This is a genomic window from Halomonas sp. SL18_1, assembly GCF_055755715.1.
Window position 1 is genome coordinate 666803 of the sequence record NZ_JBVTRK010000001.1, and the last position, 24637, is coordinate 691439.

At 69.2% G+C, this 24637-nt stretch carries 20 protein-coding genes and 6 pseudogenes; 3 read left to right on the forward strand and 23 right to left on the reverse strand.

Annotated elements, in window-relative coordinates; translation table 11 throughout:
- Positions 1–97: 97 nt before the first annotated feature.
- From ACSJDS_RS03445 to ACSJDS_RS03455, 3 genes and pseudogenes are all read right to left on the reverse strand, one after another.
- Entirely contained in the window at positions 98–1069 is a 972-nt protein-coding gene (locus ACSJDS_RS03445; RefSeq protein ID WP_473032116.1) for a Bug family tripartite tricarboxylate transporter substrate binding protein, read from the reverse strand.
- Positions 1070–1161: 92 nt separating this feature from the next.
- Positions 1162–2681 (reverse strand): annotated as a pseudogene (locus tag ACSJDS_RS03450) (tripartite tricarboxylate transporter permease).
- 1 nt (position 2682) lies between these two features.
- Positions 2683–3132, reverse strand: a complete 450-nt coding sequence (locus ACSJDS_RS03455) for a hypothetical protein (RefSeq protein ID WP_473032117.1) — start codon at positions 3130–3132, stop codon at positions 2683–2685.
- A gap of 208 nt (positions 3133–3340) precedes the next feature.
- On the opposite strand from ACSJDS_RS03455, the gene ACSJDS_RS03460 reads away from it, so the two are divergent.
- Complete coding sequence (locus ACSJDS_RS03460) at positions 3341–3706, forward strand: helix-turn-helix domain-containing protein (protein ID WP_473032118.1); 366 nt, start codon at positions 3341–3343, stop codon at positions 3704–3706.
- On the opposite strand, the gene ACSJDS_RS03465 is transcribed toward ACSJDS_RS03460, so the two are convergent.
- The 9 genes from ACSJDS_RS03465 to ACSJDS_RS03505 all read right to left on the reverse strand — a co-directional run bounded on the left by ACSJDS_RS03465 (position 3688) and on the right by ACSJDS_RS03505 (position 10194).
- Positions 3688–4137 carry a hypothetical protein gene (locus ACSJDS_RS03465; protein WP_473032119.1) on the reverse strand — a complete coding sequence of 150 codons (450 nt, stop codon included), beginning with the start codon at positions 4135–4137 and terminating at the stop codon, positions 3688–3690. The two genes, ACSJDS_RS03460 and ACSJDS_RS03465, sit on opposite strands and share 19 nt — an antisense overlap.
- Before the next feature lie 42 nt (positions 4138–4179).
- Positions 4180–4917: a DODA-type extradiol aromatic ring-opening family dioxygenase gene (locus ACSJDS_RS03470; protein ID WP_473032120.1), complete on the reverse strand. Its 738-nt coding sequence runs from the start codon at positions 4915–4917 to the stop codon at positions 4180–4182.
- Positions 4918–5000: 83 nt separating this feature from the next.
- Entirely contained in the window at positions 5001–5555 is a 555-nt protein-coding gene (locus ACSJDS_RS03475; RefSeq protein ID WP_473032121.1) for a lipocalin family protein, read from the reverse strand.
- Between the two features lie 74 nt (positions 5556–5629).
- Positions 5630–6151 (reverse strand): lipocalin-like domain-containing protein, encoded by a 522-nt coding sequence (locus ACSJDS_RS03480; RefSeq protein ID WP_473032122.1) that lies wholly within the window; start codon positions 6149–6151, stop codon positions 5630–5632.
- Positions 6148–6957 carry an FtsX-like permease family protein gene (locus tag ACSJDS_RS03485; protein WP_473032123.1) on the reverse strand — a complete coding sequence of 270 codons (810 nt, stop codon included), beginning with the start codon at positions 6955–6957 and terminating at the stop codon, positions 6148–6150. Before ACSJDS_RS03485 ends, ACSJDS_RS03480 begins: the two co-directional genes overlap by 4 nt.
- Positions 6957–8639, reverse strand: a complete 1683-nt coding sequence (locus ACSJDS_RS03490) for an FtsX-like permease family protein (RefSeq protein ID WP_473032124.1) — start codon at positions 8637–8639, stop codon at positions 6957–6959. The genes ACSJDS_RS03485 and ACSJDS_RS03490 overlap by 1 nt, the downstream gene beginning before the upstream one ends.
- Positions 8639–9319 carry an ABC transporter ATP-binding protein gene (locus ACSJDS_RS03495; protein WP_473032125.1) on the reverse strand — a complete coding sequence of 227 codons (681 nt, stop codon included), beginning with the start codon at positions 9317–9319 and terminating at the stop codon, positions 8639–8641. Before ACSJDS_RS03495 ends, ACSJDS_RS03490 begins: the two co-directional genes overlap by 1 nt.
- 48 nt (positions 9320–9367) lie before the next feature.
- Complete coding sequence (locus ACSJDS_RS03500) at positions 9368–9895, reverse strand: hypothetical protein (RefSeq protein ID WP_473032126.1); 528 nt, start codon at positions 9893–9895, stop codon at positions 9368–9370.
- The gene (locus ACSJDS_RS03505; RefSeq protein ID WP_473032127.1) at positions 9892–10194 is read right to left on the reverse strand and encodes a nucleotidyltransferase family protein; all 303 of its coding nucleotides are present in this window, start codon (positions 10192–10194) and stop codon (positions 9892–9894) included. The genes ACSJDS_RS03500 and ACSJDS_RS03505 overlap by 4 nt, the downstream gene beginning before the upstream one ends.
- A gap of 137 nt (positions 10195–10331) precedes the next feature.
- Between ACSJDS_RS03505 and ACSJDS_RS03510 the strand changes: the two genes are divergently transcribed.
- Positions 10332–11348, forward strand: coding sequence for an AraC family transcriptional regulator (locus tag ACSJDS_RS03510; protein ID WP_473032128.1), 1017 nt, complete (start codon positions 10332–10334; stop codon positions 11346–11348).
- 12 nt (positions 11349–11360) lie between these two features.
- Here ACSJDS_RS03510 and ACSJDS_RS03515 read toward each other — a convergent pair.
- From ACSJDS_RS03515 to ACSJDS_RS03560, 10 genes and pseudogenes are all read right to left on the reverse strand, one after another.
- Positions 11361–13012: pseudogene (locus ACSJDS_RS03515) on the reverse strand (fatty acid--CoA ligase).
- A gap of 47 nt (positions 13013–13059) precedes the next feature.
- Positions 13060–14249, reverse strand: a pseudogene (gene bktB, locus ACSJDS_RS03520) (beta-ketothiolase BktB).
- Between the two features lie 15 nt (positions 14250–14264).
- Positions 14265–15412, reverse strand: a pseudogene (locus ACSJDS_RS03525) (acyl-CoA dehydrogenase family protein).
- A gap of 2 nt (positions 15413–15414) precedes the next feature.
- A complete protein-coding gene (locus ACSJDS_RS03530; RefSeq protein ID WP_473032129.1) occupies positions 15415–16980 on the reverse strand; it encodes a fatty acyl-CoA synthetase in 1566 nt (521 codons plus the stop codon).
- Between the two features lie 180 nt (positions 16981–17160).
- Positions 17161–18383 (reverse strand): annotated as a pseudogene (locus ACSJDS_RS03535) (ABC transporter substrate-binding protein).
- 590 nt (positions 18384–18973) lie between these two features.
- Positions 18974–20053 (reverse strand): metal ABC transporter solute-binding protein, Zn/Mn family, encoded by a 1080-nt coding sequence (locus tag ACSJDS_RS03540; protein WP_473032130.1) that lies wholly within the window; start codon positions 20051–20053, stop codon positions 18974–18976.
- Positions 20054–20091: 38 nt separating this feature from the next.
- Complete coding sequence (locus ACSJDS_RS03545) at positions 20092–20994, reverse strand: metal ABC transporter permease (protein WP_473032131.1); 903 nt, start codon at positions 20992–20994, stop codon at positions 20092–20094.
- Complete coding sequence (locus ACSJDS_RS03550; protein WP_473032132.1) at positions 20988–21725, reverse strand: metal ABC transporter ATP-binding protein; 738 nt, start codon at positions 21723–21725, stop codon at positions 20988–20990. The genes ACSJDS_RS03545 and ACSJDS_RS03550 overlap by 7 nt, the downstream gene beginning before the upstream one ends.
- Positions 21725–21880 carry a hypothetical protein gene (locus ACSJDS_RS03555; protein WP_473032133.1) on the reverse strand — a complete coding sequence of 52 codons (156 nt, stop codon included), beginning with the start codon at positions 21878–21880 and terminating at the stop codon, positions 21725–21727. Before ACSJDS_RS03555 ends, ACSJDS_RS03550 begins: the two co-directional genes overlap by 1 nt.
- Positions 21881–22025: 145 nt before the next feature.
- Complete coding sequence (locus ACSJDS_RS03560; RefSeq protein ID WP_473032134.1) at positions 22026–22703, reverse strand: hypothetical protein; 678 nt, start codon at positions 22701–22703, stop codon at positions 22026–22028.
- Positions 22704–22950: 247 nt separating this feature from the next.
- On the opposite strand from ACSJDS_RS03560, the pseudogene ACSJDS_RS03565 reads away from it, so the two are divergent.
- Positions 22951–23391, forward strand: a pseudogene (locus tag ACSJDS_RS03565) (malonic semialdehyde reductase); the annotation flags it as partial.
- Between the two features lie 162 nt (positions 23392–23553).
- Here the strand turns inward: ACSJDS_RS03565 and ACSJDS_RS03570 are convergent.
- Positions 23554–24498, reverse strand: coding sequence for a glycerophosphodiester phosphodiesterase (locus ACSJDS_RS03570; protein WP_473032135.1), 945 nt, complete (start codon positions 24496–24498; stop codon positions 23554–23556).
- Positions 24499–24637 lie beyond the last annotated feature (139 nt).

Here is a 24637-nt window from a genome sequence, read left to right on the forward strand (position 1 = left end):
GCCAGTCTGCGCTGAACCCCAAAAAACGCCCGAGGCCGCTCTTCGCTGGCCTCGGGCGCGGTGTCACTGCCCGCTTACACTGGGCAATGTGTGTCGATCACTCCTCGTCTTGCGGCAGGCCGCCGAGCTCCTCGAGCAGCGCCTTGTAGCCCTCGACCTGGTCGGCGAGGGTCTGGGTGACCTCGTCCTCGGGCATCCAGGTCACCGGCATCAGGATGCGCTCCTCGGTGACTTCAAGGAAGCGCTCGTCCTCGGTGGCCGCCTTCAGCGCTTCGGCGAGGCGCTCGACGTGGGCGTCCGGGGTGTCCTTGGGCACCATGGCCACCCGGATCTCGGCGGCGTTGATGTCGTAGCCGGCCTCCTGGAGGGTGGGGGCGTCCGGGTAGGCCACCAGGCGATCCTCGGCCAGGCTCAGCAGCACCGGCATCTCGCCGGTCTCGGCGTAGCCGGAGTGGGTGCCGCCGCTGTAGGCGAAGTCCACGTCGCCGGAGAGGATCAGCGGGGCCATGCCGGCGCCGCCGGAGGTGGGCACGATACGCAGGTCGAGCCCTTCGCGCTGGGCGATGTACTCGATGATCATGCGGTCCAGGGCGGTCTGGTTGGCGTAGCTGGTGCCCGGGTTCTCGCGGGCGTACTCCACCAGGTCGTCCCAGCTGTCGCCGAAGGGGCGGTTCTCGCCGGTGACCAGGGCCGACTGGCCCAGGGTCACGCCGGCCACATAGCGGAAGTCATCCAGGTCGTAGGTGGTCTCGGTAGAGAGCGGTCCGAAGGTGATGGTCATGGAGGTGCCGAAGACGAAGGTGTAGCCCTCGTCGGTGCTGTTGGCCAGGCGCGCCAGGGCCACGCCGCCGCCGGCGCCGGGCTGGTTGACCACGTTGACCGGCTGGCCGAGCTCCTCGGTCATGATGTCGGCCAGCACCCGGGCCTGGATGTCGGTGCTGCCGCCGGCGCCCCAGCCGACCACCAGGGTCAGCGGCTTGGACGGGAAGTCGTCGGCCTGGACCTGGCCGGCGGCGCCGAGGGCCATGGCGGCGGAGAGAACGGCGGTGCTCAGCAGTTTCATCTTCATGTTAGGAACCTCGTTGGTGGCGTTGTTGTGGGGGTTGTGCTGCGATGGCCCTGGGGCCGTGGTAACAGCCGGCCCGGTGGCCGGCCAGGGGATCACACCGGCTTGGCCTTGTGCCTGGCCTGCATCCAGCGCCGATAGCTGGTCCAGCCCAGGTGCAGCACCATCAGCACCGTGAACACGACGAAGGCCAGGGCGATGGGGCGCTCCAGCAGGATGCTGATCTCGCCGCCGGAAAGGATCACCGACTGGCGCAGGTTCATTTCCAGCATCGGGGTGACGATGAAGGCCACCAGGAAGGTCACGAAGGAGTAGTCGAACGTCTTCAGGAAGTAGCCGAAGATCGCGAAGACGAAGACGGTGAGCAGCCCGAAGGTGCCGTAGCCCTGCACCTGGATGCCGGCCAGGCAGAGGAAGATCACCACCGAGATCACGATATGCGGCGGGACGCTGGTGACCCGGGCGAAGATGCGCAGGCCGTACCAGCCCACGGCCAGCATCAGCAGGCTCGCCACGATCATCCCCGAGAACAGCGTGAACAGCATCTCGGGGTGGTCACGCAGCATCAGCGGCCCCACCTGGATGCCGTGGATCATGAAGGCGCCGACCAGCAGGGCGGCCGAGACGCTGCCGGGAATGCCCAGGCCGAACAGCGGAATGTAGCTGGCGGGAATCACCGCGTTGTCGGAGGCCTCGGCGGCGGCGATGCCGTTGGGGTTGCCCTTGCCGAAGCTGTCCGGGTCCTTGGCGGTCCGCTTGGCCAGGCCGTAGGCCATGAAGGCCCCCACCGAGGGGCCAAGCCCCGGCAAGGCACCGACGAAGGCGCCCACCCCGGTGCTCTTGAAGATGGTCGGCAGGGTGCCCTTGAACTCCTGGTAGGAGAGGTCGTCGTCGGCATTCTTGCCCAGCTTGATGACGCTGGCGTCCTTGTTGCGGCGATACTCCTCGAGCTGCACGAACATCTCGGCGAGCGCCAGGGTGCCGATCACCAGGGGCAGGATCGGCACGCCCTCCATGAGCTCGGCATGGCCGAAGGTGAGGCGCATGGCGCCGGTCTCGGGGTCGAGGCCCACGGTGCCGAGGATCACCCCCATGCCGCCGGCGGCCAGGCCCTTGAGGAAGGAGCCCCCGCCATGCCGGCGATGAACACCAGGGCGAAGATCAGGATGGCGGTCAGCTCGTAGGGGCCGAACTTGAGGGCCACCGAGGCGAAGGGGATGGCCACCGCGATCAGCAGCAGGGTGGCGAGCAGGTCGCCGATCACCGAGGCGAGCAGGCCCACCTTGAGGGCCTTGCGGGGCTTGCCGGAGCTGGCCATGGGGTAGCCGTCGAGGCAGGTGGCCGCCGAGGAGGGCTCCCCCGGGGTGTTGAGCAAGATGGCCGAGACCGCGCTGCCGGCGGCGGTGCCCTTGGAGAGGCCGATCAGAAAGGCGATGGCGGCGTAGGCCGACATGTAGAAGGTCAGCGGGATGGCGATGGCGATGGCCACCGCCCGGTTGAGCCCCGGGATCACGCCGACGATATAGCCGAGCAGCACCCCGCCGAGGATGATGGCGATGGACTCGTAGTGGAAGGCGGCGGCGAAGGAGCCGAGGATGGCGTCGAATCCGATCATGTCATACCACTCCGATGCGCATCAGGTGGGCCGTGAGGCCATAGAGGCCGGCGGTGGGGACGGCGGCGGTCAACACCACCACGTACCAGCGGCGTTCGCCGAGCAGCAGCAGCAGGCCGCCGATCAGGGCCGGCGCCACCCAGGTCAACGGGAAGCGGTCGATCAAGGCGATGAAGCCGAGCACATACAGAAACGGCCACGCCTGGTGCCAGAGGTGGCCGAGATCGGGAAGGATGGCGAAGGGCTCGCCGCGGCGCTTCAGGGCGATGGCGCTTACCACCGAGAGGGTGATGGAGCAGCCGAGGATCAGCCAGGCGCCGAGGGTGGCCAGCCGCTGGGGCTGCAGGCCGAACGCGAAGCCGCTGCCGCCGTAGGTGGGAATGATCCAGGTCAGCAGCAGCACCGTCACGGCGGCAACACCTAGCCCGGACCAGAAATTCTTGCGTATCATTGGGTTGCCTTCGGTCACTTGTTATTGGGATGGGCCGATGGGAAACGGTTGGCGCGATGGCGCAACGCACATGAGAGAATTGAAGCAGATGAGCGGGGCAATGTGACTTGGCGCTCCGTTGCACTCCAGTGCACTATCCGCAAAGCTGAGTGAGTCAGACTGCACCACTTGGCGTGCACCATTCAGCCAGGGCTCCGAGGAGCACTTCATGCAAGACGACTTCGTCGCTAACCTGCGTCTGCTGTGCAGCTACTACCCGTCCATTGCGGAGGTGTGCCGACGGCTGGAGATCAATCGGGCCCAGTTCAATCGCTACCTGACGGGGCGCTACCGCCCTAGGCATGCCGCCATGCGGCGCCTCTGCGCCTTCTTCGGCGTGGAGGAGCATGAGCTCTACCTGCCCCATGAGGACTTCTGCACTTTGGTGCAGGCCGGACGGGGCCGACCGAGTCGACCCAGGTGTCGGGGGTGGGCTGGCCGGATGCGCTGCTGCACAGCGGCCGTGAGGACATGGCGCGCTACCTGGGCTGCTATTTCGAGTACTACCACTCGATGTCACGGCCCGGGCACCTGATCCGCACCCTGGTGTGCCTGGAGGAGCGGGAGAGCGGCGTCGTCTACCAGCGCACCGAGCGCATGCAGACCCCGGCCAATCCCCGACCCTGTCACAATCGCTACCAGGGCGTAGCCGTCAAGTTGGCTGACCGCATCTTCCTGGTGGACCACGAGACCCTCAATGGTCATGAGGTTACTCAGACCATCCTCTTCCCGAGCTTCCAGAGCCAGGTGAAGCGGCTCACCGGCCTCAAGCTCGGCGTGGCGGACAGCAGCGAGCGCATGCCCTGCTGCGTACGCGTCCTCTATGAGCGTCTCGATGAGCAGGTGGGCGTGCGCGAGGCCCTGGCGCAATGCGGGCTGCTGGCGCTCGACGATCCGAGCCTGGATGCCGAATTGCTGACCGCCGTGCGCAACGATGTGGCGCCGGGGAACAGCACTTCCGGGCACGCCACTGAGGGGCGTGCCCGGGAGGCGGCCGTTCCCGATCGATCAGCCGAAGGCGTAGACGTCCATGGCCAGCACGCCGTGCTCCACGCTGTGGTGCAGCCGCTTGCCCGGCCCCCCGGCGCCCATGGCCACCAGCAGCGGCTGGAAGTGCTCCGGCGTGGGGTGGTTTTCCCGGGCCCGCGGGGCCGTCTCCCACTGCATGAGCGCCTCGCGGTCGTCCGCCGTCAGGCGCGCGTGCACCCAGTCGGCGAACTCGCCGACCCAGGCCGGCATGGCAGCGTCCTGGGGCTGCATCTCGTAGAGGTTGTGGGTCAGGCTGCCCGAACCGATCACCAGCACGCCCGCCTCGCGAAGTCCCGCGAGCTTCTCGCCCAGCGCCACCAGCTCGGCGTTGGACCACTCCACCGGCAGCGACAGCGAGACCACCGGCACCTCCGCCTCGGGGAACAGCAGCGACAGTGGCACCCAGGCGCCGTGGTCCAGGCCGCGCTCGGTGGGAACGGCGTTGAGCTGCCGGGCCAGGCGCCGCGCCAGCTCGGGGTCGCCCGGGGCGGGGTACTGGCACTCGTAGAGCTCCCGGGGAAAGCCGCCGAAGTCGTGGATCGTCTCGGGCCGGGCGCTGGTGCTGACCAGCAGCGATCGGCTGGCCCAGTGGGCCGAGACCACCACCACCGCCTCGGGGCGGAGCTCCCGGCCGAGTTCGCGCAGGAAGCCGTGGGCCGGCGTCTCGGTGAGCGCCAGCATGGGGGAGCCGTGGGAGATAAAGAGACTGGGCAGCATGGCGAGCTCCGAACAGGGGACTGCCTTCAGGATAGTGGTTCGCGACGGGAAGATCGATAGCAGGCTTATGAAATAATCGCCTGTCAATAGCCGGTCATCTCCAGGTAGCCCTCGCCCAGGCGCGCCTCGCTCTCGCGGTCGAAGGCGATCACCTCGCCTTCCCAGTAGGGCACGCTGGTGTCCATCCAGCGTTCGGCGTGGGGCGCCTCGACGACCAGGTCGAGCTCGGCGGCTGGCACCTCGAGGCGCCAGCGGGTGGGCACCTCGCGGCCCGCCACGGCCGAGGTGGCCAGGGGCGTCAGCGCCAGCTCGTCCGGGGCCAGGGGCCGGGGATCGCCCTCGGGGGTGATCCAGGTGCCCGAGCGATAGTCGCCGCCCGCCTCGCCGCCGCCGCGCAGCCGGAAGGCCATCAGCCGGTGGCCGTCGGCCAGGTGCAGGGCGAACCAGTCCCAGCCCTGCTGCTCGGGCCCCAGCAGCTGGCTGCTCCACTCCCGGTCGAGCCAGCCGCGCCCGCTGACCGCCCGGGTCTCGCCTTCCAGGGTCACCTCCCCCTCGATGCGCCAGAAGGGCTGGCTGACGTACATCGAGCCCTGGCCGTCGGCAGCCTTCTGGCTGAACCCCGCCTCCCCGTGGCGCACCAGGGGCCCCTCGGCGGTGAGGTCTAGCCGGTAGCCGACGCGCGCCTCGCCCTCGCCGTCGAAGGCGGAGAGGGTCAGCCGGGAAAGGTGTCGGCGTCGGGGTCTTCCACCCGGGTGGTCAGCGCCCAGTCGTCGAGCCAGGCATGGAAGGGGTGGGCGCGCACCCCGGCCTGGCCGTCGTCATCCCGGGAGTGGCTGCGGGCGAAGCGCTCCGCCACCCGGTGGGTTTCGCCCCGGGAGACCGCCAGGTGTGCCATCCACAGCTGGTCGGCCACCCAGGGGCCCGGTGGCGGTCGCTCGTCCGGCGGCACCAGCGCCTGGCGAAACAGCGTCCACTGCAGGCCCAGGGGGTCACCCCGGTCGTCGCGGAGGTTGGCGGTGAGGTACCACCATTCGATGCGATGGTCGGGGTGGGGGCCGTGATCCTCGGGGAAGCGCAGCGGCGTGCCGGGACGCGCCTGGGCGAAGTCGCCGGCGGCCTCGCCCAGGCCGGCGAAACCGGCCGGCGCCGCGTCGTCCTCCGCGGGCGGGGCGGCGTCGCAGCCGGCCAGGGCCAGCAGCGCCAGCAGCATCGCGGCGGGGGCGAGACGGCTCATGGACCGCCCTCCTCGGCGAGCAGGGCGCGGGGCGGCGAGCGCCACAGGCGCAGGGCCGGCAGGGCGGTGGCCAGCAGGGCGACGCCGACCGCCGTGGCCAGGGTCAGCGCCATCTCGCCCGGGAAGAGATAGAGCGGCAGGCGCCAGCCGAAGGCGGCGACGTTGATCACCGCCACCAGCCCCAGCGCCAGGGCGATGCCCAGCGGCACGGCCAGGGCGCCGGTGGCCAGGGCCGCGGTGCCCAGCTGGGCCAGCTGCACCCGGACCAGCCGGGCCCGGGGTACCCCCAGCGCCCATAGCGGCGCCAGCTGGGCGCGGCGCTCCCGGGCCTGGGCGAGCAGGCTGGCCAGCAGCGCCAGGGCGGCCACGCCCAGGGTCAGGGCGCTGAGCGCCCGGGTGATGGTGAAGGTGCGCTCGAAGATCTCGGTGGCGATGCGCTTCACCTCGCGCTGGTCCACCAGGCTGTCGCGGGCCAGCGCGAACCGCTCGCCCAGCTCGCGGGCCAGGTCGCCGTCGTCGGCCCCCTCGGCGAGCACGATGCCCAGCGAGCCCGGCGGGGCGTTGAAGCGGCTGGCCAGCACCTCGGTGCTGAACAGTACCTCGCGGCGGGTATTGCCGTAGTCGGGATAGATGGCGGCCACCCTGACCCTCTCCCGGCCCTGGGGGGTGTCCAGCGTCAGGCGGTCGCCGGGGGCGAGGCCGGAGGCGATGGCCAGCTGCTCGTTGATAAAGGCCTCGCCCTGACGAAAGGCCTGCCAGGCGGCCGTTCTCCCGTCGCGGGTGGCCAGCAGCGGCCAGTGGGGCATCAGCGACTCCCCGGGGGGATGCCGTAGAGGCTCACCGGCGCGCTGCGCGGGGCGTCGCCGTTTCCGGCGAGCAGCGTGGCCTCGCTGCGTCGGGTGGGTAGCCGCTCGGCCACCTCCGGGCGCTCGGCCAGCCAGGCGTCGATCGCCTCGTACTGGGCCGGCGGTGGACGGAAGTAGAGGTCGGCGACCAGGCGCTGGTCGAGCCAGTCGAGGAAGGTCAGGCGAAAGCCGCCCACCATGCTGCTCACCCCCAGGTTGGCGGAGAGCGCGATCAGCAGTGCCATCATCGCCAGCGACAGCCGCGGCAGCTGCAGCTGCAGGTCGGCCAGCGCCCACTGGGTCAGCGGGCGGCGCCTGGCCAGGCGCTCCAGCCCCGCGAGCCCCGCCGCCAGCAGCGGCGGCAGCCACAGGGCGCTGGCCAGCAGCAGCGCAGCGACCAGGCCGAAGCCGGCGATGAGCCCCTCGCCGGGGGGCTGGCCGGCCAGCCAGGCCCAGAGGCCGAGCCCCAGCGCGGCCACCGCCGCGCCGGCCAGGGTCATCAGCCGGAGCTGGCGGTGAAAGCCGGCGCGCCAGGCCCGCGCCTGGCCCAGCCCCAGCACGTTGAGCCTGGCCGCGCGCCACAGTACGCCGCTGCCGGCCAGGAAGAGGCCGCCCAGGGTGACGGCGAACCCGCCGGCCCAGTAGTGCCAGGGCAGGCTGAGTTCGGTGCCCACCCCGGCGCCATAGAGGCTGCCCAGGGTGGCGGCCACGTCGGGCAGCAGCGCGCGCGCCAGCCAGACGCCGCTGACGATCCCGGCCAGGGCGCCGACCAGGCCCAGCAGCACCAGCTCGGCGACCAGCAGGGCGACCAGGCGCCGGCCCGACACCCCCAGGGCACGCAGGGTGCGCAGCAGGCCGAGGCGCTGCTCCAGGGCCAGGCCCAGCGCCGCCTGCACGATGAACAGCCCCACCACCAGCGCCAGCAGCGCCATGGCGGTGAGATTGAGATGGAAGCTCTCGGTGAGCTGGCCCGGCGAGGCCAGGGTCTCGGCGCGGGTCAGCGTCAGCCCCTCGGGGGCGACCTCCAGGGCGTCCGGCCGGGTGACCAGCCGCGACAGGGTCTCGCCGCGCGCCAGCAGGTCAGCCGCGGCGGCGAGATCCATCACCAGGGTATCCGGCGGCAGGGCGGGTGCCAGGACCAGCGGCGGCAGCCGCCGGCCGTCGGCCAGGGCGGGGGTGGCGCCCTCGGCCTCGCGCGGCGCCACCCCCAGGGCGGCCAGGCTGTCGGAGGCCAGCCGGGTCTGCCAGGGCGGCTGCAGGAAGTCGTTCAGGGGAGCGGTGCCGCTGGCGGCGGCGAAGGCGCTGTCGCCGGGCAGGGTGAGGGGGTCGATGCCGATCAGCGTCAGCCGGCTGCCATCGGGAGCGTCCAGGGTGCCCTCGAGCAGCGGCGAGACCGGCAGGCCGGCGCGGCGCAGGGCCAGGTAATCGTCGCGGGTCAGTGGCTCGCCGTCGCGGCGCTCCAGGCGGTCGAGCCCGGTGGTGAACAGCGCCTCGGCGCGGGCGTAGCTGTCCCGGGCCGAGGCGTTGATCGCCTGCACGCCGCTCCACAGGGCGCTGGCCACCCAGAGGCCCAGCAGCAGCATGGCCAGCTGGCCGGGGTGGCGCTTGTAGTGGGAGAGCAGGGTGGCCAGGGCGGTGAGCATCAGCGGGCCGGCTCCGTCAGGGCGACGGGGGTCAGCTGCCCGCGGGTCAGCCGCAGGCAGCGGTCCAGCGGCGCGGCCACGTGGGGGCTATGGGTGACCACCAGCAGGGCGCTGCCGCTCTCGCTGACCAGCTCGAGCAGCAGAGCGAGCACGCCGTCGGCGGTGGCCTCATCCAGGTTGCCGGTGGGCTCGTCGGCCAGCAGCAGCGCCGGGCGCGGGGCCAGGGCGCGGCCGATGGCCAGGCGCTGCTGCTGGCCGCCGGAGAGCTGCTCGGGGTAGCGCGTCTCGAGGCCGGCAAGGCCCAGGCGTTGCAGCAGATACGCCGACCAGTCGGCGCGCTCGCGGCCGGCCAGCCGCGCCTGCAGGCGCAGGTTGTCGGCCACGTTGAGGCTTGGCACCAGGTGGAACTGCTGGAACACCAGGCCCAGTGCGTCGCGGCGCAGCCGCGCCCGGGCCGGCTCGGCCAGCGCCGAGAGGGCCTGCCCCTCGAGGCGGATCTCGCCGCGATCCGGCAGGTCGAGCCCCGCCGCCAGGTGCAGCAGGGTCGACTTGCCGCTGCCGGACTCGCCCATCAGCGCCAGGCTCTCCCCGGCATCGAGCCGCAAGTCGATGCCGTCCAGCACCTCGAGGGGCCCCTGGGGAGTGGGGTAGGCCTTGTGAACCTGATGGAATTCCAGCATGACCACGCCTTTGTTGGGGGAAGACTCATCCTCCCATAGGCGGGTTGCCTAGGCGAAGATACGTTCGAACTCTTCAGTGAAGTCGGTGGAAGCTGGCTCGATCCCGAGCAGACTATGGCAAAGCTGAATCAGCTTTCGTGCCGTCTGGAACAGCAAGCTGCTGAGCTCATGGAGCAGGTTGAAGTGCTCGGCGATCTCACCGTAGTCCGTGGCGTAGTCATGAGCCGCCATATTGCGTACGGCTCGGCAGCGTTGCCAATCCCCCATGGAGTCGATCACGCCCTGCTTCTCGAAGAAAGCCAGCACCTTGAGGAAACTGTCGGTAGGCTCACCCATCAACAGCGCGCTGTGGCGCATGGCGGAGGCAAGGGAATCCTGCAGCTTGGCAAACCGCTCATTGATGGCGGCCAGGGTCTCGAAGAGTTCCACATCCTTCTTGTGATGACCCAGCCAGTCGGCCTCAATGGGCCATTCCATCTTGGCGTCGGACTCATGGAGGAACCAGGCACAACGCTGGATGGCCTCGAGCAGCCTGGCCAAGTGGCGATGCTGCTCGGCAAGTAGATCGGTACTCATGCCGCATCATCCAAGGGTTGGGCTTGTGAGAGGGCGATAGCCTGAAACGGGGTCGGGGGCTGGCCCTGTGTATAATTCAGGATATCCACAGGCAGGTAGAGCGCCTGTTCCAGCGCGTATTTGATCTCGGCCAGTGCCAGGCGCGGCAGTGGCTCCATCGTGATGATCAGGATGTCGAGGTCTCCTCCGCGGCGTCTGTCATCCAGGCGGGAGCCGAACACCCGTATCTCGGCCTCGTCATCGGCCAGGTCGCGCACGATGTCGCGCAGGACTCTGGTCTGTTCATACGTCAAGCGCATTGCGAGTTACTCCATCAATGGCAAGATGCAGTCTAGCAGCCTGTCGGACTTAACACTGATCTGCTTCGCGACGATCAGTCAAATCCGACAGGCTGCTAGTACCTTCGTGCTTCACTGGTCCCAGAGGAGACGCTGCCTTGACCGTCACGGTCTCGATGCATTTCGTCAACGAGCTGTTTCGCGGCGTGCCGGCCATCGCCCGCGACCAGGCCGCCTATCTCAAGCGCGCAGGGATCTCGCCCTTTCTGCTCGAGGCGCCCCACGGGCGGGTCACCGTGGAGCAGTTCGCCGAGCTCTATCGGCTGCTGGTCAACGAGTGCGACGACGAGACGCCGGGCTTCTTCGCCCGGCCGCTGCGCGGCGGCACCCTCAAGCTGCTCTGCCTGAGCGTGCTCGAGGCGCCGACCCTGAAGGTGGCGCTGCACCGCTACACGCTGTTCTTTCGTATTCTGCTCGATGACTTCGGCTACGACTACTCCGTCGAGGGGGAGCTGGCACGGGTGGCGCTGGTGGAACGGCAGCCGCCGGCGGGCAGCCGCATCCTCGTCCACGAGCTGATGCTCAAGCTGTTCCACGGCATCGCCTCCTGGATGGTGGCGCGCAAGATCCCGCCGATCATGATGGAGTGCGCCTACCCCCAGCCGGCCCACAGCGCCGACTACCTCTACTTCTATCCCGGCCGGGTGCGCTTCGAGCGGCCGGAATCGGCCATGTACTTCGACCGCGCGGTGCTGGACGAGCCGATCCGCCAGACCAAGAAGCACCTGGGGGCCTTCCTGCGCCGGGCGCCGGCGGACTGGTTCTACGTCTCCTTCGAGGATCGCCTGGTCTCGCACCGGGTGCGCGAGCATCTCTCCCGCAACCTGGCCACCTCCGGCTCGGTGCGGGACGTGGCGGCGGCGCTGCACATGTCGGTGCGCACCCTCTCCCGGCGACTGGCCGCCGAGGGCACCCACTTCCAGGCGGTGAAGGACGAGTTTCGCCGCGACTACGCCATCCAGGCCCTGACTCGCAGCGACCGGCCCCTGCTGGGGATCTCCGAGGCGCTGGGGTTCGAGGACCTGGCGTGTTTCAGTCGCGCCTTCAAGGCGTGGACGGGCAACTCGCCTGCCGCCTATCGGCGGGCGCTATCGCCGCCCGTCCCCGCCCCCTGAGCGTAGGCCCGATCAGACCTCCTGGCGGATGCGCTTCTTGTCGAGCTTGCCCACGCTGGTCTTGGGGATCTCGTCGACGAAGCGGATAAAGGAGGGAATCGCCCAGCGATTGATCTTGCCCTGCTCGACGAACCGGGTGAGGAACGCCTTGACCGCCTCGGCGTCGGGCGGGCTCGCCGGGTCGCTGGCCACGGCCAGGGCCGCGGGCCGCTCGCCCCACTGGTCGTCGGCCACGCCGATCACCGCCACCTCCTCGATGCCCGGGACCTGGCCGATCAGGTTCTCCAGCTCCAGCGACGAGATCCACTCCCCGCCGGTCTTGATCACGTCCTTGATGCGGTCGCGGATCTGCAGGAAGCTGCGCTCGTCCAGGGCGGCGACGTCGCCGGTGTGCAGCCAGCCGTCGCGCCACAGCTCCTCGCTGCGGGTCTGCTCCTTGTAGTAGCCCTGGGTCAGCCAGGGGGCGCGCACCCTGACCTCGCCGACGCTCTCGCCGTCCTGGGGCAGCGGGGTGCCCGATTCGTCGACCACCTGCAGGCTGACCAGCGGCACGGCGACCCCGGCCTTGCAGCGCCACGGCAGTTGGGTCTCGAAGTCCGCCTCGGCGATATCCCGGGCAGGATGTCGGCGGTCAGCAGTGGGCAGGTCTCGGACATGCCGTAGGCGCTGCGGGTGTCGATGCCCAGCTCCCAGGCCTTGCGGGCCAGCGGCTGGGTCAGCGGGCTGCCGCCCACCAGCACCTTCCACCCGGAGAGGTCGACCCTGCCCGAGGCGATGGGCTCGGCCGAGACCACCATATTGAGCAGCGTCGGCACGCAGTGGGAGAAGTCGACCTTCTCGCCCACCAGCAGCTTGACCAGCATCTCCGGCTCGTAGCGGCCGGGGTAGACCTGGGTGGCGCCCATCAGGGTAGCGGTGTAGGGCACCCCCCAGGCGTGGACGTGGAACATGGGGGTGATCGGCATGTACACCTTGTCGCGATTGAGCAGCTCGAAGCCCGGCGACTGGAAGGTACTGGCCTCGCCCAGGGTGTGCAGCACCAGCTGACGATGGGTGAAGAACACCCCCTTGGGATTGCCGGTGGTACCGGTGGTGTAGAACAGCGTGGCCACGGCGTTCTCGTCGAACACGGGAAAGTCATAGTGGCCGGGCTGCTCGGCCAGCAGCGCCTCGTATTCGCCCACCAGCGGCAGGGCGCTCTCCAGGGGACGGGGTTCATCCTGGCACAGCAGATAGCCGCGGATGCGCGGCAGCCGCTCGGCCAGCGGCTCCAGCAGCGGCACGAAGTCCTCGTGCACCAGCACGAAGTCGTCCTCGGCGTGCTCCATGGTGTAGTGGATCTGCTCCGGGGCCAGGCGCACGTTCACCGTGTGCAGCACCGCGCCGAGCATGGGGATGGCGAAGAAGGCCTCCAGGTAGCGGTGGCTGTCCCAGTCGAGCACCGCCACCACGTCCCCGGCGCCCACGCCCTGGGCGGTGAGCAGGTGGGCCAGCTGATGGACCCGCTCGCGGAAGCGGCGGTAGCTGTGGCGGCTCAGGTCGCGGTAGACGATGGGGTTGTCGCCGGCCATGCGCACCCCGGAGTCGAGCAGGTCGCCGATCAACAGCGGCGGGTTGGTGGCCGAGGGCGTGGCGGGCAGGATCTTGGGAGTGACGGTGCTCATGGGTGGCTCCTTGTCGTTGTTGTTTACTGGCAGAAGGTGGGGCCCGCTCAGCCGAAGCGCTCGATCAGCAGGGCGATGCCCTGGCCGCCGCCGATGCACAGGGTGATCAGGGCGTAGCGGCCGGCGATGCGCTCCAGCTCGGCCAGCGCCTTGATCGTGAGTATCGCGCCGGTGGCGCCCACCGGATGGCCCAGGCCCACGGCGCCGCCGTTGGGGTTGAGCCGCTCGGCGGGGAAGTCGAGGGCCTGGGCCACCGCCATGGCCTGGGCGGCGAAAGCCTCGTTGGATTCGATGACGTCGATGTCGCCGATGCCGAGGCCGGCCTGCTCGAGGCAGCGGGTGACCGCGGGAATCGGCCCCAGGCCCATCACCTCGGGCTCGACCCCGGCCACGGTGCCGGTGACCAGCCGCGCCCGGGCCTTCAGGCCGCGGCGGGCGGCCGCGTCGGCGTCGGCCAGCACCAGGCTGGCGGCGCCGTCGTTGAGCCCCGAGGCGTTGCCGGCGGTGACCAGGCCGTCTTTCTGGAAGGCGGGCCTGAGTCGCGCCAGGTCCTCCAGGGTGATGGCGTCACGCACGTGCTCGTCCTGGGCAAAGACCCGCTCGCCCCTCCCTTCGCGCACGCTGACCGGCAGGATCTGGTCGGTGAAGCGCCCCTCGGAGATGGCGCGGGCGGCCTTGCGGTGGCTCTCCAGGGCGAACTGGTCGACCGCCTCGCGGGTCAGGCCGTAGCGGCGGGCGATATTCTCGGCGGTGCAGCCCATGTGGCCGCTGCCGAAGGGGTCGCTGAGGATGCCCAGGGTCAGGTCGGTGACCGCGGCGTGGCCCATGCGCAGCCCGAAGCGTGCCTGGGGCGGCATCAGATAGGCGCCGCGGCTCATGGATTCGGCGCCGCCGGCCAGGGCGAAATGGCTGTCGCCCAGGGCGATCTGCTGGGCGGCGCTGAGCAGCGCCTGCACGCCGGAGCCGCACAGCCGGTTGACGTTGAAGGCGCCGGCGCTGTCGGGCACGCCGGCGTCGCGGGCGATATGGCGTGCCAGGTAGGCGTCCTGGGGGCCGGTGGTGATGATATGGCCGTAGACGGCGTGGTCGATGGCCTCGGCCTCCAGCCCGGCGCGGCTGAGCGCTTCCCGGGCGGTGAGGGTGCCCATCTCGTGGGGGCGAGCCCGGCCAGGCTGCCGCCGAAGCCGCCGATGGGGGTGCGAACGCCATCGAGGATGACGACGGAATCCAGATGCATGGGGTGTCTCCAGTGTTAGGCCTTTCCCAGCAGCGAGCGAGCGATCACTTCGCGCATGATCTCCGAGGTGCCGGCGTAGATGGTCTGGATGCGGGCGTCCAGGTAGAAGCGTGAGATCGGGTATTCGCGGGTGTAGCCGTAGCCGCCGAACAGCTGCAGGCAGTCGTCGATGGTGCGGCACTGCATCTCGCTGAGCTGCAGCTTGAGCACCGCGGCGTCGGTGGCGTTCATCTCGCCCCGGCGGTAGCGGCCCACGCACTGCGCGAAGTAGGCGCGCCCCATCTCGATCTGGGCGCGCACGTCGGCCAGGGTGAAGCGGGTGTTCTGGAAGTCGCCCACCGTGCGGCCGAAGGCGCGCCGCTCCTTCACGTAGTCCAGGGTCAGCGCCAGGGCGCCCTCCATGGCGCCCAGCGCCTGGGCCGCCACCCCCAGCCGCTCGCGGGGCAGCTCCTGCATCAGGTAGGCGAAGCCGGCGCCAGGCTCGCCGAGCAGGGCGTCGGCGGGCAGCGCCATGCCGTCGAAGAAGAGCTCGGCGGTGTCGCTGGCGTGCTGGCCGATCTTCTTGATCGGCTGGCCCCGCGAGAAGCCGGGCAGCGAGGCGTCCACCAGGAACAGCGAGACCCCCTGGCGCCGGCGGCGGGGTCGGTCTTGGCGCAGACGATCACCAGGTCGGCCACCTGGCCGTTGGTGATGAACAGCTTGCTGCCGTCGAGGCGCCAGCCGCTTTCCGTGCGCTGGGCGCGGGTCTTCATCGCCGCCAGGTCGCTGCCGGCGCCGGGCTCGGTCATGGCGATGGCGCCGATCGCCTCGCCCCTGGCCATGGCCGGCAGCCAGCGCTGCTGCTGCGACTCGGTGGCGATATGCAGCAGGTAGGGCATGACGATGTTGGCGTGGATGTTGTAGGCGCTGGCAAGCCCGCCGAAGCCCTGGCGGGAGATCTCCTCCAGGGCCATGGGCACGATGGCGAAGTCGGCGCCAGCACCGCCCAGCGCCTCGGGCAGGTCGATGCCCAGCAGGCCCGCCTGGCCGAGCCTTTGCCACAGCGAGCGCGGCATCTCGCCGGCGGTTTCCCAGGCCTCGTAGTGGGGCGCCACCTCCTGCTCCAGGAAGCGGCGAATCATGTCGAGAAACAGCGGCGTCATGTCGTCATGGGGTGTGGTCATGGTTAGCCCTTGAGCTCCTGGCGCAGGTGGCGCTTGAGAATCTTGCCGGCGGTGCTCTTGGGCAGGGCGTCGGTGAAGACCACCCGCTTGGGCACCTTGTAGGGCGCCATGCTCGCCTTGGCGTGGGCGATCAGCGCCGCCTCGCTCACCTCGGCGCCCTCCTTGGGCACCACCACCGCTGTGATCGCCTCGATCCACTTGTCGTCGGGCAGGCCGATCACGGCCACCTCGGAGACGGCCGCGTGGGTGAACAGCGCCTCCTCCACCTCGCGGCTGGCCACCACCACGCCGCCGGTGTTGATGACGTCCTTGATGCGATCGACGATGTACAGATAGCCCGCCTCGTCGAGGTAGCCCACGTCGCCGGAGTGGAACCAGCCGCCCAGGAAGGCCTCCTCGCTCATCTCCGGCTTGTCCCAGTAGCCGGTGAGCAGCTGCGGCGAGCGGTGCACGATCTCGCCGTGCTCGCCGGGCGCCACGTTGTTCATCTCGGCGTCGACGATGCGGGTCTCCACGGTGAGGATGGGGCGGCCGGCGGAGGCGGGGCGCTCGTCGTGCTCCTCGGGGCGCAGCACCGTGGCCAGCGGGGCGATCTCGCTCTGGCCGTAGCAGTTGTAGAGCCCCACGCCGGGGATGCGCCGGCGCAGCTCCTCCAGCACCGGCACCGGCATGATGGAGGCGCCGTAGTAGGCCTTTTTCAGCGCCGAGAGATCGTGGCTGTCGAAGTCGGGGTGGCGCAGCAGGCCGATCCACACCGTGGGCGGGGCGAAGAAGGAGGCGATGCCCTGGCGGCTGATCTGGGCCAGGCAGTCGTCGGGTAGCGGGGCCTCGCGCAGGTGGACCGGCGCTCCCAGCAGCAGCGCCGGCATCAGGAAGACGTGCATCTGGGCGGAGTGATAGAGCGGCAGGGCGGCCAGCATCGGCTCGTCGCCCTTGATGTCGAGCTCCACCATGCAGGCCATGTACTCGGCGAGCAGCGCCTGGTGGGTCATCATCGCCGCCTTGGGGGCGGCGGTGGTGCCGGAGGTATAGAGCAGCTGGGCGAGGCTCGCTCCCTCGAGGTCGACCGCCGGCTCGGCGGCATCGCCTTCGGCTTCGTCGAGGGCGACCTGAAGCACGTCGAGGCCCTGGGGCTCCCCGGCGTGCAGGGTGCCGGCGAGGGTCAGTGCCAGGCCCTGGGTGGCGGCGGCGACGTTGTCGGCCAGGCTGAGGTCGCTGAGCAGGCCGGCGGCGCCGGACTGCTCGAGGATGTAGCGCAGCTCGTCGCCGCTCAGCGCGAAGTTCACCGGCACGTGCACCAGGCCGGCACGGGTGGTGGCCAGCCAGGCGATCACATAGGCGTCGGAGTTCTTGCCGTAGACCGCCAGGCGATCCCCGGGGGTGAGGCCCTGGGCCAGCAGCCGGTTGGCGACCCGGTTAACCGCAGCGTCGAGCTCGGCGTAAGTCCAGTGGCGGTCGTTGAAGGCGAGCGCCAGGCGGGCGCCATGCTTGCGGGTGCTGCGGGCCAGGGCGGCGCCGATGGTGTTCTGCTGGATGCGTGATGGAGCTGTGGTTGTCGTTGTCTTCATCGCTTGCTTGACCTCTCAGACAGCGGGGATCGCGGCGAAACGGCGGCTTGGCGCCTGCCCCCGGCCTCGGCCGGGGGCGGGAGGGGCTCGTCGGGGCAGAGCACCCAGAGCAGGGAGGCGCTGACAGGCGCCGAGGGGCAACGGCGCGACGGCGACCCGTCACGCCCTGCACCGGCGCGCTCAGGCACCGCCGTTGACCAGGTGGCACTGGCTCTCGGACAGCGGCCGGAAGGCCTCGTCGGCGGGGATGGTGCGCACGATGCGGAAGAGGTCGTCCTCATCGGCGGCTTCCTCCGGCGACTTCACCTCCACCAGGTACATGTCGTGGACCATGCGGCCGTCCTCGCGGATATAGCCGCCGGTGGCGAAGATGTCGTCGACTGGCGTCTCTATCATCTGCCGGCGCACCGCCTGGGCCTCGTCGGTGCCGATGGCGTCGACGGCCTGCAGGTAGTGCAGGGTGCTGGAGTAGAGCCCGGCGTGGACCATGGTGGGCATGCTGCCGGTGCGCTCGCGGAAGCGCTCGGCCCAGGCGCGTGTCTCGTCGTTGAGGTCGTAGTACCACGCCTTGGTGAACTGCAGGCCCTGGGCGTCTTCCAGGCCGATGCTGCGGATGTCGGTGCTGAACAGCACCATGCCGGCGAGGATCTGGCCCGCCTGGGTGATCCCGAACTCGCCGGCGGTGGTGATGGCGTTGATGGTATCCCCGCCGGCGTTGTTGAGCGCGATGACGTCGGCGCCGGAGGCCTGGGCCTGCAGCATGAACGACGAGAAGTCGCTGCTGGGGAAGGGGTGGCGCGCCTTGCCGACGATGGTGCCGCCGTTCTCGGTGACCACGCGCTCCACGTCGCCCTCCAGGGCGTGGCCGAAGGAGTAGTCGGCGCTGAGCAGGTACCAGTTGGGGTTGCCCTCCTGGGTGATGGCGCGGGCGGTACCGTTGGACATGGCCCAGGTGTCGTAGACCCAGTGGATGTGATTGGGCGAGCAGCTCTCGTTGGTCACGCCGGAGGAGACGGCGCCGTTGACCAGGCCCAGGCGGTTCTCGTCTTCCAGCAGACGCACGGCGGCCAGGGTCACCGAGGAGGCCACCAGGCCGGTCACCATGTCGACGTTGCGCTCGTCGATCCATTCGCGAACGACGCTGGAACCCACATCGGCGCTGTTACGGTCGTCGGCGCTGAAGACCACGATGTCGGCCCCGCCACGCTGCCGCCCACGTCCTCGATGGCCATCTCGATGGCATCGAGCCCGATCGGGCCGATCGGGTCGCGGTAGATGCCGGACATGTCGGCCAGGTAGCCGATGCGGATTTCGTTGTCGGTGATCTCGGTGGCGCCGGCCTGAGAGGCAAGCATGACGGAGGCGGCGAGAGCGCCCAGAGCGAACTGGCGGGATGTGATCATTCGTTTGGCCTTTGCTTGTTGTTGTGTACGGGCAGCGGGGGCTGCCGGCTTCATGGTAGGAGCAAAGGTCGCCGCGGGGTTTACCCATCCGGCCACACTTTTTGCATTTCGTGCCAATCTTTCGGCGTCACGACACAGTGTAAGACCTTGGTGTGAGTCGGCGGACGGCGCGACTGCGGCGTAACGTGGCTGCTTCTTCCACTTATTCAGTGGGTTGAGGCGTATTTGGCAAGGCCGGGTGGCAATGGGAGAGAACAAGGCGGAACAGATGATGCCAGGCTGCAAGGCATCGTCGGCGGAGCTTGGAGGTGGAGCGGGACAGAAAAAGGGTTCATCGCACTTTAGCGTGAACATGTTTGGCAGGTTTAATGGTGGGAGGCCGGCTCTGCCGGGCGAAGGCGCCGCAGGCGCCCTATGAGTAGCGCTGCGCGCTACTTTGTCGAAGCGTCGAGCCGGAGCTGAAGTCGAAGCGTCGAACCGTCCCTCCCACAAAGCCAATGCACGCCAGTCTGCGAAGAGTCAGAAAAGCGGGGGCACCCTGAAGGTGCCCCCGCCGATCGGTCCGCTGAACGAGTCGCCGTCAGGCGGGCTCAGTGGCTATGGTCATGATCGTGATCGTGATCGTGATCGTGGTCATTGTCGTGGTCGTGGTCATGGTCGTCATGGCCCGGCGCTGCCAGTGCGTCGTGCAGGGTCTGGGCGTTGTGGCGCATCATGCCGAGGTAAGTGCTCGCTTCGCCCTCCGCGGCCAGGGCATCGGCGTAGAGGGTGCCGGCAACGGGCAGGCCGGTCTCCTCGGCGAGCTGGTTGATCACCGCGGGACTGGTCATGTTCTCGTGGAACAGGGCGCGGACGTTCTGTTCGCGAATCACGTCGATCAGCCGCGCCATGTCGGCGGCGCTGGGCTCGGCCTCGGTGGAGAGCCCCACCGGTGACAGGAAGTTCAGGCCGTAGGCGTTGGCGAAATAGCCGAAGGAGTCGTGCCCGGTGATCACGCTGCTGGAGGCGGGAATCTCGCCGATCAGCCGACGCATCTCCTCGTCCATCGCCTGCATCTCGGCGATGTAGCGCTCGGCGTTCTCACGGTAGGCGGCCTCTTTGTCCGGGTCGGCCTCGATCAGGCCCTCCAGGATATTGCCGGCGTAGACCTGGCCCATGGCGAGATCCTGCCAGGCATGGGGATCGTAGTCGCCATGCACATGGTCGTGATCATGCCCATGTTCGTGCCCATGGTCATGGTCGTCGTGGTCATGATCGTGGCCATGGTCGTCGTGATCATGGTCATGGCCGTGATCGTCGTGGTCATGGCCGTGGTCGTCGTGGTACTCGAGCCTGTCGATGCCATCGGTGGCGGTGACCAGCGGGCCGGCGTAGTCGCTGGAGTCGATCAGCCGCTCCATCCAGCCCTCGAACAGCAGGCCGTTGAACACCACCAGGTCGGCATCGGCAAGGGCCCGGGCGTCACGGGGGGTGGGCGAGTAGACGTGGGCATCGCTGTCGGGGCCCACCAGGGAGGTCACCTCGACGTGCTCGCCGCCGATGTTCTCGACCATATCGGCCAGGATGCTGAAGCTGGTCACCACCTGGACGCGCTCCGCGGCCATGGCGGCCGGCAGCGCCAGCATGGCCGTGGCGCCGATCATCAGGGCGGAGGGTTTGAAGCTTGGCATTGACTATCTCCTTGGTGCGGTTGTCAAAGGTTGTGCGTTCAGTGAGGCTCGGGCGCGCCCAAGGGGGCGGCCCGCCGTCGCAGGCGGGCGCTCAGGCTGTGGTGACGGCCGAACAGGGCGGAGAGGATATAGCCCACCCCGGCCAGCAGGATGATCGCCGGGCCGGAGGGGATGCTGAGGTGGTAGGAGAGCAGCAGTCCGCCGGTGCTGGCGACCATGGCCAGGCCGATGGCCACCCCGATCAGCCCCTCCAGGCGCTTGCTCCAGAAGCGCGCCGCGGTGGCCGGCAGCATCATCAGGCCCACCGCCATCAGGGTGCCCAGGGTCTGGAAGCCGGCGGTCAGGTTGAGCACCACCAGGCCCAGGAAGACCCCGTGGACCAGGCTGCCGCGCACCCCCTGGCCGCGCAGGAAGAGCGGGTCGAGGCACTCCACCACCAGGGCGCGGAAGATCACCGCCAGGGTCACCACGATCAGGCTGCTGATGGCGGCGATCAGCAGCAGGGCGGTGGTGTTGACGGCCAGTATCGAGCCGAACAGCACATGGGTCAGGTCCACGCTACTGCCGCCCAGCGAGACCAGCATCACCCCGGCGGCCAGCGAGATCAGGAAGAAGCTGGCCATGGCGGCATCTTCGCGCTGGCCGGACATCTGCGAAACGCTGCCGGCCAGCACCGCCACCAGCAGCCCGGAGAGCACCCCGCCGAGGCTCATGGCGGGCAGCGAGAAGCCGGCCAGCAAAAAGCCCAGCGCCACGCCGGGCAGGATGGCGTGGGCCATGGCATCGCCGATCAGGCTCATGCCGCGCAGCACCAGGAACACCCCCATGGGCGGGGCGGCCAGGGAGAGCGCCAGGCCGGCCACCAGGGCGCGGCGCATGAAGCCGTAGTCGAAGGGGGCGATCAGCCACTCGTGCAGGGTTCCGAACAGTTCGGCTAGCATGCGCTGACCCCCGCGATCGGCAGCGGGGCCGTGAGCTGGATCAGCTCCGCCGGCGTCATCTCGCGGAAGGCGGCCGCCGTGGTCCAGTGGGCATGGCCGCCGGCCAGCACCACCACCTCGTCGGCGAGCCTAGTGAGCTGGTCCATGTCGTGGAGCACCACCAGCAGGGTGGTGCCGGCATCGGCCATGTCGCGCAGCACCTCGATCAGCACCTCCACGGTCTCGGCATCGACGTTGGCGAAGGGCTCGTCGAGCAGCAGCAGCTCGGCCTCCTGCATCAGGGTGCGGCCGATCAGCGCCCGCTGGCGCTGGCCGCCGGAGAGCTCGCCCAGGGGGCGGTGGGCCAGATGCGAGATGCCCAGGCGCGCCATGATCTCACGGCCGCGGCGGTAGTGGGCGCCGCAGTAGCCTTTCAGCGCCCCGTGGCTGGGCCAGGTGCCGACCATGATCAGCTCTTCCACGCTCATCGGGAAGGTGAGGTCCAGCGCCAGCTGCTGGGGCAGCCAGGCGCGCCGCGACTTGGGAATCGAACAGTCGATACGCCCGGCCACCGGCTTGAGGGTGCCGGTGATGCCCTGGATCAGGGTGCTCTTGCCGGCGCCGTTGGCCCCCACCAGGGCGGTGATGGCGCCATCGGCGAACTCGCCGTCCACGTGCTGCAGCACGGTGCGATGCCCCTGGGCCAGCTGCAGGTCGCGGAGGGCCAGGCGGGCGGGCTCAGGTACCGGCATCACTGCCACCACCCCGCGGCCCAGCCGACCGTCAGCCACAGCAGTGCCAGGGGAGCGGCCACCAACAGCAGCCGGCGCCCGGCGGAGAGCGAAAGCAGGGAAAAATGGCACGGCCCTTCCTGGCGGTGCCGGTGCGAGTGTGTACGGTGTGCCATAAGCGGGCCCTCGCGACGGATGGATGAGGTTATAACATAACAAATTGGGCGTCATCCAGCGCTTCGCGATGCGTGACTACCCGTTGATGGGCGGCAGTATCCCGCATTCAGCGAAAAATGGAACCATTGGCCGTCCCGTCCGACTTCAATAGCGCAGCGCCACTCCCAGGTGGTTGGGAGTGACCAGCAGCGCATATTCGCCTTCCAGGTGAAGTTCGCCCAGCGACACCCGCGCCGGCTGGAAGCGATTGATCGCCGCCGTGGCCTGGCGCGGCTGGGTCTGTAGCTGCAGCTCGCTGACCAGCATGCCGGTGGCGAAGTTGATGGCGCCGTCGCGTCCGCGGCCGTCGCCCACCCCGATCAGCAGCCCCGCCGCGGTGTTGACGGCCAGCGAGCCGAGCCGTGCCTCCAGGCTGCGGCGCTGGCGCTCCTCCTCGGCGAGGGCCTGCATCAGCCGGCGGGCGTTCTCGATATCTCCCGGGCCATCACGAAGCTCACGGCGCGCCTGAGGGTGCGGCTGGCGGTCGAGGAACATGCCGCCCAGCGCCAGGGCCGATTTCACCACCCCCACGCGGGCATCGTAGCGGGTATCGCGGCTGCTCGATTCGCTGGCCTGATAGGCGTTCAGCGCCAGGCTGCCGGCGTAGATCCCCGTCCAGCTCGCCTGCCAGATACCCGCCTGTCGCGCCCCGCGCTCCAGGGCGTCCTGATAGGCCTGAAATTCCTGCCGAGCCGGCTCGGCAACGGCGCCGGGCGACACGGCATAGAGCAGCAGGGCGAGCAGGAAGAAGCGAGCGGGTGACCAGGGGCGAGTCGGGAACATGAGCGGCTCCAGAACCAGGCGAGTGATGCTATGAGGTTAGGCTTTGTCCGAAAAGTCGGCGAGCGAAGGCCAGACAAGGCAAAAATCGGCGAAAAGACGGAGTTTACGTGGTGTAAATGAGTACTTTGAGCCGATTTTTAACGCCGTATGGTCGAGCGCAGCCAGTTTTCAGACAGAGCCTAGCAGGGTGGAGTGACCGGCAAGACCCATTCCCGTAGAGTCAGGGGAGACCGACCCGGAGACCCCCATGCGACCGCCGCTCGACGACACCGCCCTCGACACCGCCTTCCGCGAGGCGCGCACCCACTACGGCTTTCGCGACGTGGCGATCGATGACGCCACCCTGCATCGGCTCTACGACCTGCTGAAGTGGGGGCCGACCTCGATGAACAGCCAGCCGGCCCGCTACGTCTTCGTGACCAGCCTGGTCGGCAAGTCGCGGCTGCTTCCGGCCCTCTCCGAGGGCAACCGGGACAAGGCCCGCGAGGCCGCCGCCACGGTGATCGTGGCCACCGACACTCGCTTCTACGAGCACCTGCCGACCCAGTTCCCCGGCTCGCCCAACGCCCGGGAGCGCTTCGCCGCCGACCCCGAGAAGGCCGCCGATACCGCCTGGCGCAACGCCACCCTGCAGGGCGGCTACCTGATCATCGCCGCCCGGATGCTGGGCCTGGACGTGGGCCCCATGAGCGGCTTCGACCGCCCCATGGTCGATCAGGAGTTTTCCCCGACGGGCGCTACCAGAGCAACTTCCTGGTCAACCTCGGCGTCGGCGACCCCGCCAGCCTGCGCCCCCGCGGGCCGCGGCTGGCGTTCGATGAGGTGGCCCAGGTGGTGTGAGAGGGCGCGATTAGTCGATCAGGGCGTTCAGGCGGTCCGGGAAGTCGGTGAAGATGCCGTCGACGCCCCAGTCGAGCAGCGTCTGCATGTCATCCTGCTCGTTGATGGTGTAGACATGCACCAGCAGGTCGTTGGCCTGGGCCTGCTCGATGAAGGCGGCATCGATCACCTGGAGGTCATCCTGGTAGGTCAGGTTGGTGCCGATGCCCACCGCATACTCCCGGATGGCCTGAAAGTCTGAATCGGTGATCTCGCTCGGCCCCGGGGTGACCCCGGTCCACTCCTGCAGCTCTTCACTGCCCTCGGCCTGGGGGTGGTACCACACCAGCTGCACCAGCGGCACCTGATCGTTCAGCGCCTGAACCTCGAGCAGGCTCGGCTGGCTGAACGACTGCACCACCACCGCGCCGGCTTCGATCAGCCCGTGAGCTTCCAACTCCTCGAGCAGCGCCTCCTCGATGCCGGGGTAGAGCTCCGGCGACTTGGTCTCGAGGTAGTAGCGGACATCGGTGCCGAAATGGTCGATCACCTCGCCCAGGGTGAGGACCTCGACGCCTTCGTAGGCCTCGTCGGCGTAGTCGGGGTAGGCCGCGTTGAACCAGCTGCCGGCATCCAGTGCCTTGAGCTCCTCCAGGGTGATGTCCTTGAGCTCGCCCTCGCCATCGGTGGTGCGGTCGATGGTCTCGTCATGGAAGGCCACCAGCTCGCCGTCGGCGGTCATCTGGATATCCAGCTCCAGGTAGTCCACGCCCATCTCCTCGGCCAGCACCAGCGCCGGCAGCGTCTGCTCCGGAGCGTGGCCGCTGGCGCCGCGGTGGGCGATCACCTGAAACGCCTGCAGATCGTCCAGCTGCTGCTGCAGCGGGGTGGTCTCGGCCAGCGCCGGGGCAGCCAGCGCCACGGTGCCGAGGGCGGTCAGGGCGTAACGAAACGGCTGGGGATTGAGCAGCGTCATGGGATTCCTTTTATTGAATGTTCAATCAATAAAAATACAGGGCTTGCCTGGCAGGTGCAAATCGCTCTCCTCCGTGCCGCATGAAGGCGGCAGTGTCCGGGTATGACATGCATCAAAGCCATACCGATGAATCCTGGAT

What these genes read in the sequence shown, in the direction of transcription:
- ACSJDS_RS03505 (WP_473032127.1), bottom strand. Translation starts at nt 10,194, where the DNA reads ATGCGCTTGACGTATGAACAGACCAGAGTCCTGCGCGACATCGTGCGC.
- ACSJDS_RS03470 (WP_473032120.1), bottom strand. Translation starts at nt 4,917, where the DNA reads ATGCTGCCCAGTCTCTTTATCTCCCACGGCTCCCCCATGCTGGCGCTC.
- ACSJDS_RS03490 (WP_473032124.1), bottom strand. Translation starts at nt 8,639, where the DNA reads ATGCTCACCGCCCTGGCCACCCTGCTCTCCCACTACAAGCGCCACCCC.
- ACSJDS_RS03485 (WP_473032123.1), bottom strand. Translation starts at nt 6,957, where the DNA reads ATGCCCCACTGGCCGCTGCTGGCCACCCGCGACGGGAGAACGGCCGCC.
- ACSJDS_RS03500 (WP_473032126.1), bottom strand. Translation starts at nt 9,895, where the DNA reads ATGAGTACCGATCTACTTGCCGAGCAGCATCGCCACTTGGCCAGGCTG.
- ACSJDS_RS03560 (WP_473032134.1), bottom strand. Translation starts at nt 22,703, where the DNA reads ATGTTCCCGACTCGCCCCTGGTCACCCGCTCGCTTCTTCCTGCTCGCC.
- ACSJDS_RS03545 (WP_473032131.1), bottom strand. Translation starts at nt 20,994, where the DNA reads ATGCTAGCCGAACTGTTCGGAACCCTGCACGAGTGGCTGATCGCCCCC.
- ACSJDS_RS03530 (WP_473032129.1), bottom strand. Translation starts at nt 16,980, where the DNA reads ATGAAGACAACGACAACCACAGCTCCATCACGCATCCAGCAGAACACC.
- ACSJDS_RS03460 (WP_473032118.1), top strand. Translation starts at nt 3,341, where the DNA reads ATGCAAGACGACTTCGTCGCTAACCTGCGTCTGCTGTGCAGCTACTAC.
- ACSJDS_RS03555 (WP_473032133.1), bottom strand. Translation starts at nt 21,880, where the DNA reads ATGGCACACCGTACACACTCGCACCGGCACCGCCAGGAAGGGCCGTGC.
- ACSJDS_RS03480 (WP_473032122.1), bottom strand. Translation starts at nt 6,151, where the DNA reads ATGAGCCGTCTCGCCCCCGCCGCGATGCTGCTGGCGCTGCTGGCCCTG.
- ACSJDS_RS03570 (WP_473032135.1), bottom strand. Translation starts at nt 24,498, where the DNA reads ATGACGCTGCTCAATCCCCAGCCGTTTCGTTACGCCCTGACCGCCCTC.
- ACSJDS_RS03540 (WP_473032130.1), bottom strand. Translation starts at nt 20,053, where the DNA reads ATGCCAAGCTTCAAACCCTCCGCCCTGATGATCGGCGCCACGGCCATG.
- ACSJDS_RS03455 (WP_473032117.1), bottom strand. Translation starts at nt 3,132, where the DNA reads ATGATACGCAAGAATTTCTGGTCCGGGCTAGGTGTTGCCGCCGTGACG.
- ACSJDS_RS03550 (WP_473032132.1), bottom strand. Translation starts at nt 21,725, where the DNA reads ATGCCGGTACCTGAGCCCGCCCGCCTGGCCCTCCGCGACCTGCAGCTG.
- ACSJDS_RS03445 (WP_473032116.1), bottom strand. Translation starts at nt 1,069, where the DNA reads ATGAAGATGAAACTGCTGAGCACCGCCGTTCTCTCCGCCGCCATGGCC.
- ACSJDS_RS03495 (WP_473032125.1), bottom strand. Translation starts at nt 9,319, where the DNA reads ATGCTGGAATTCCATCAGGTTCACAAGGCCTACCCCACTCCCCAGGGG.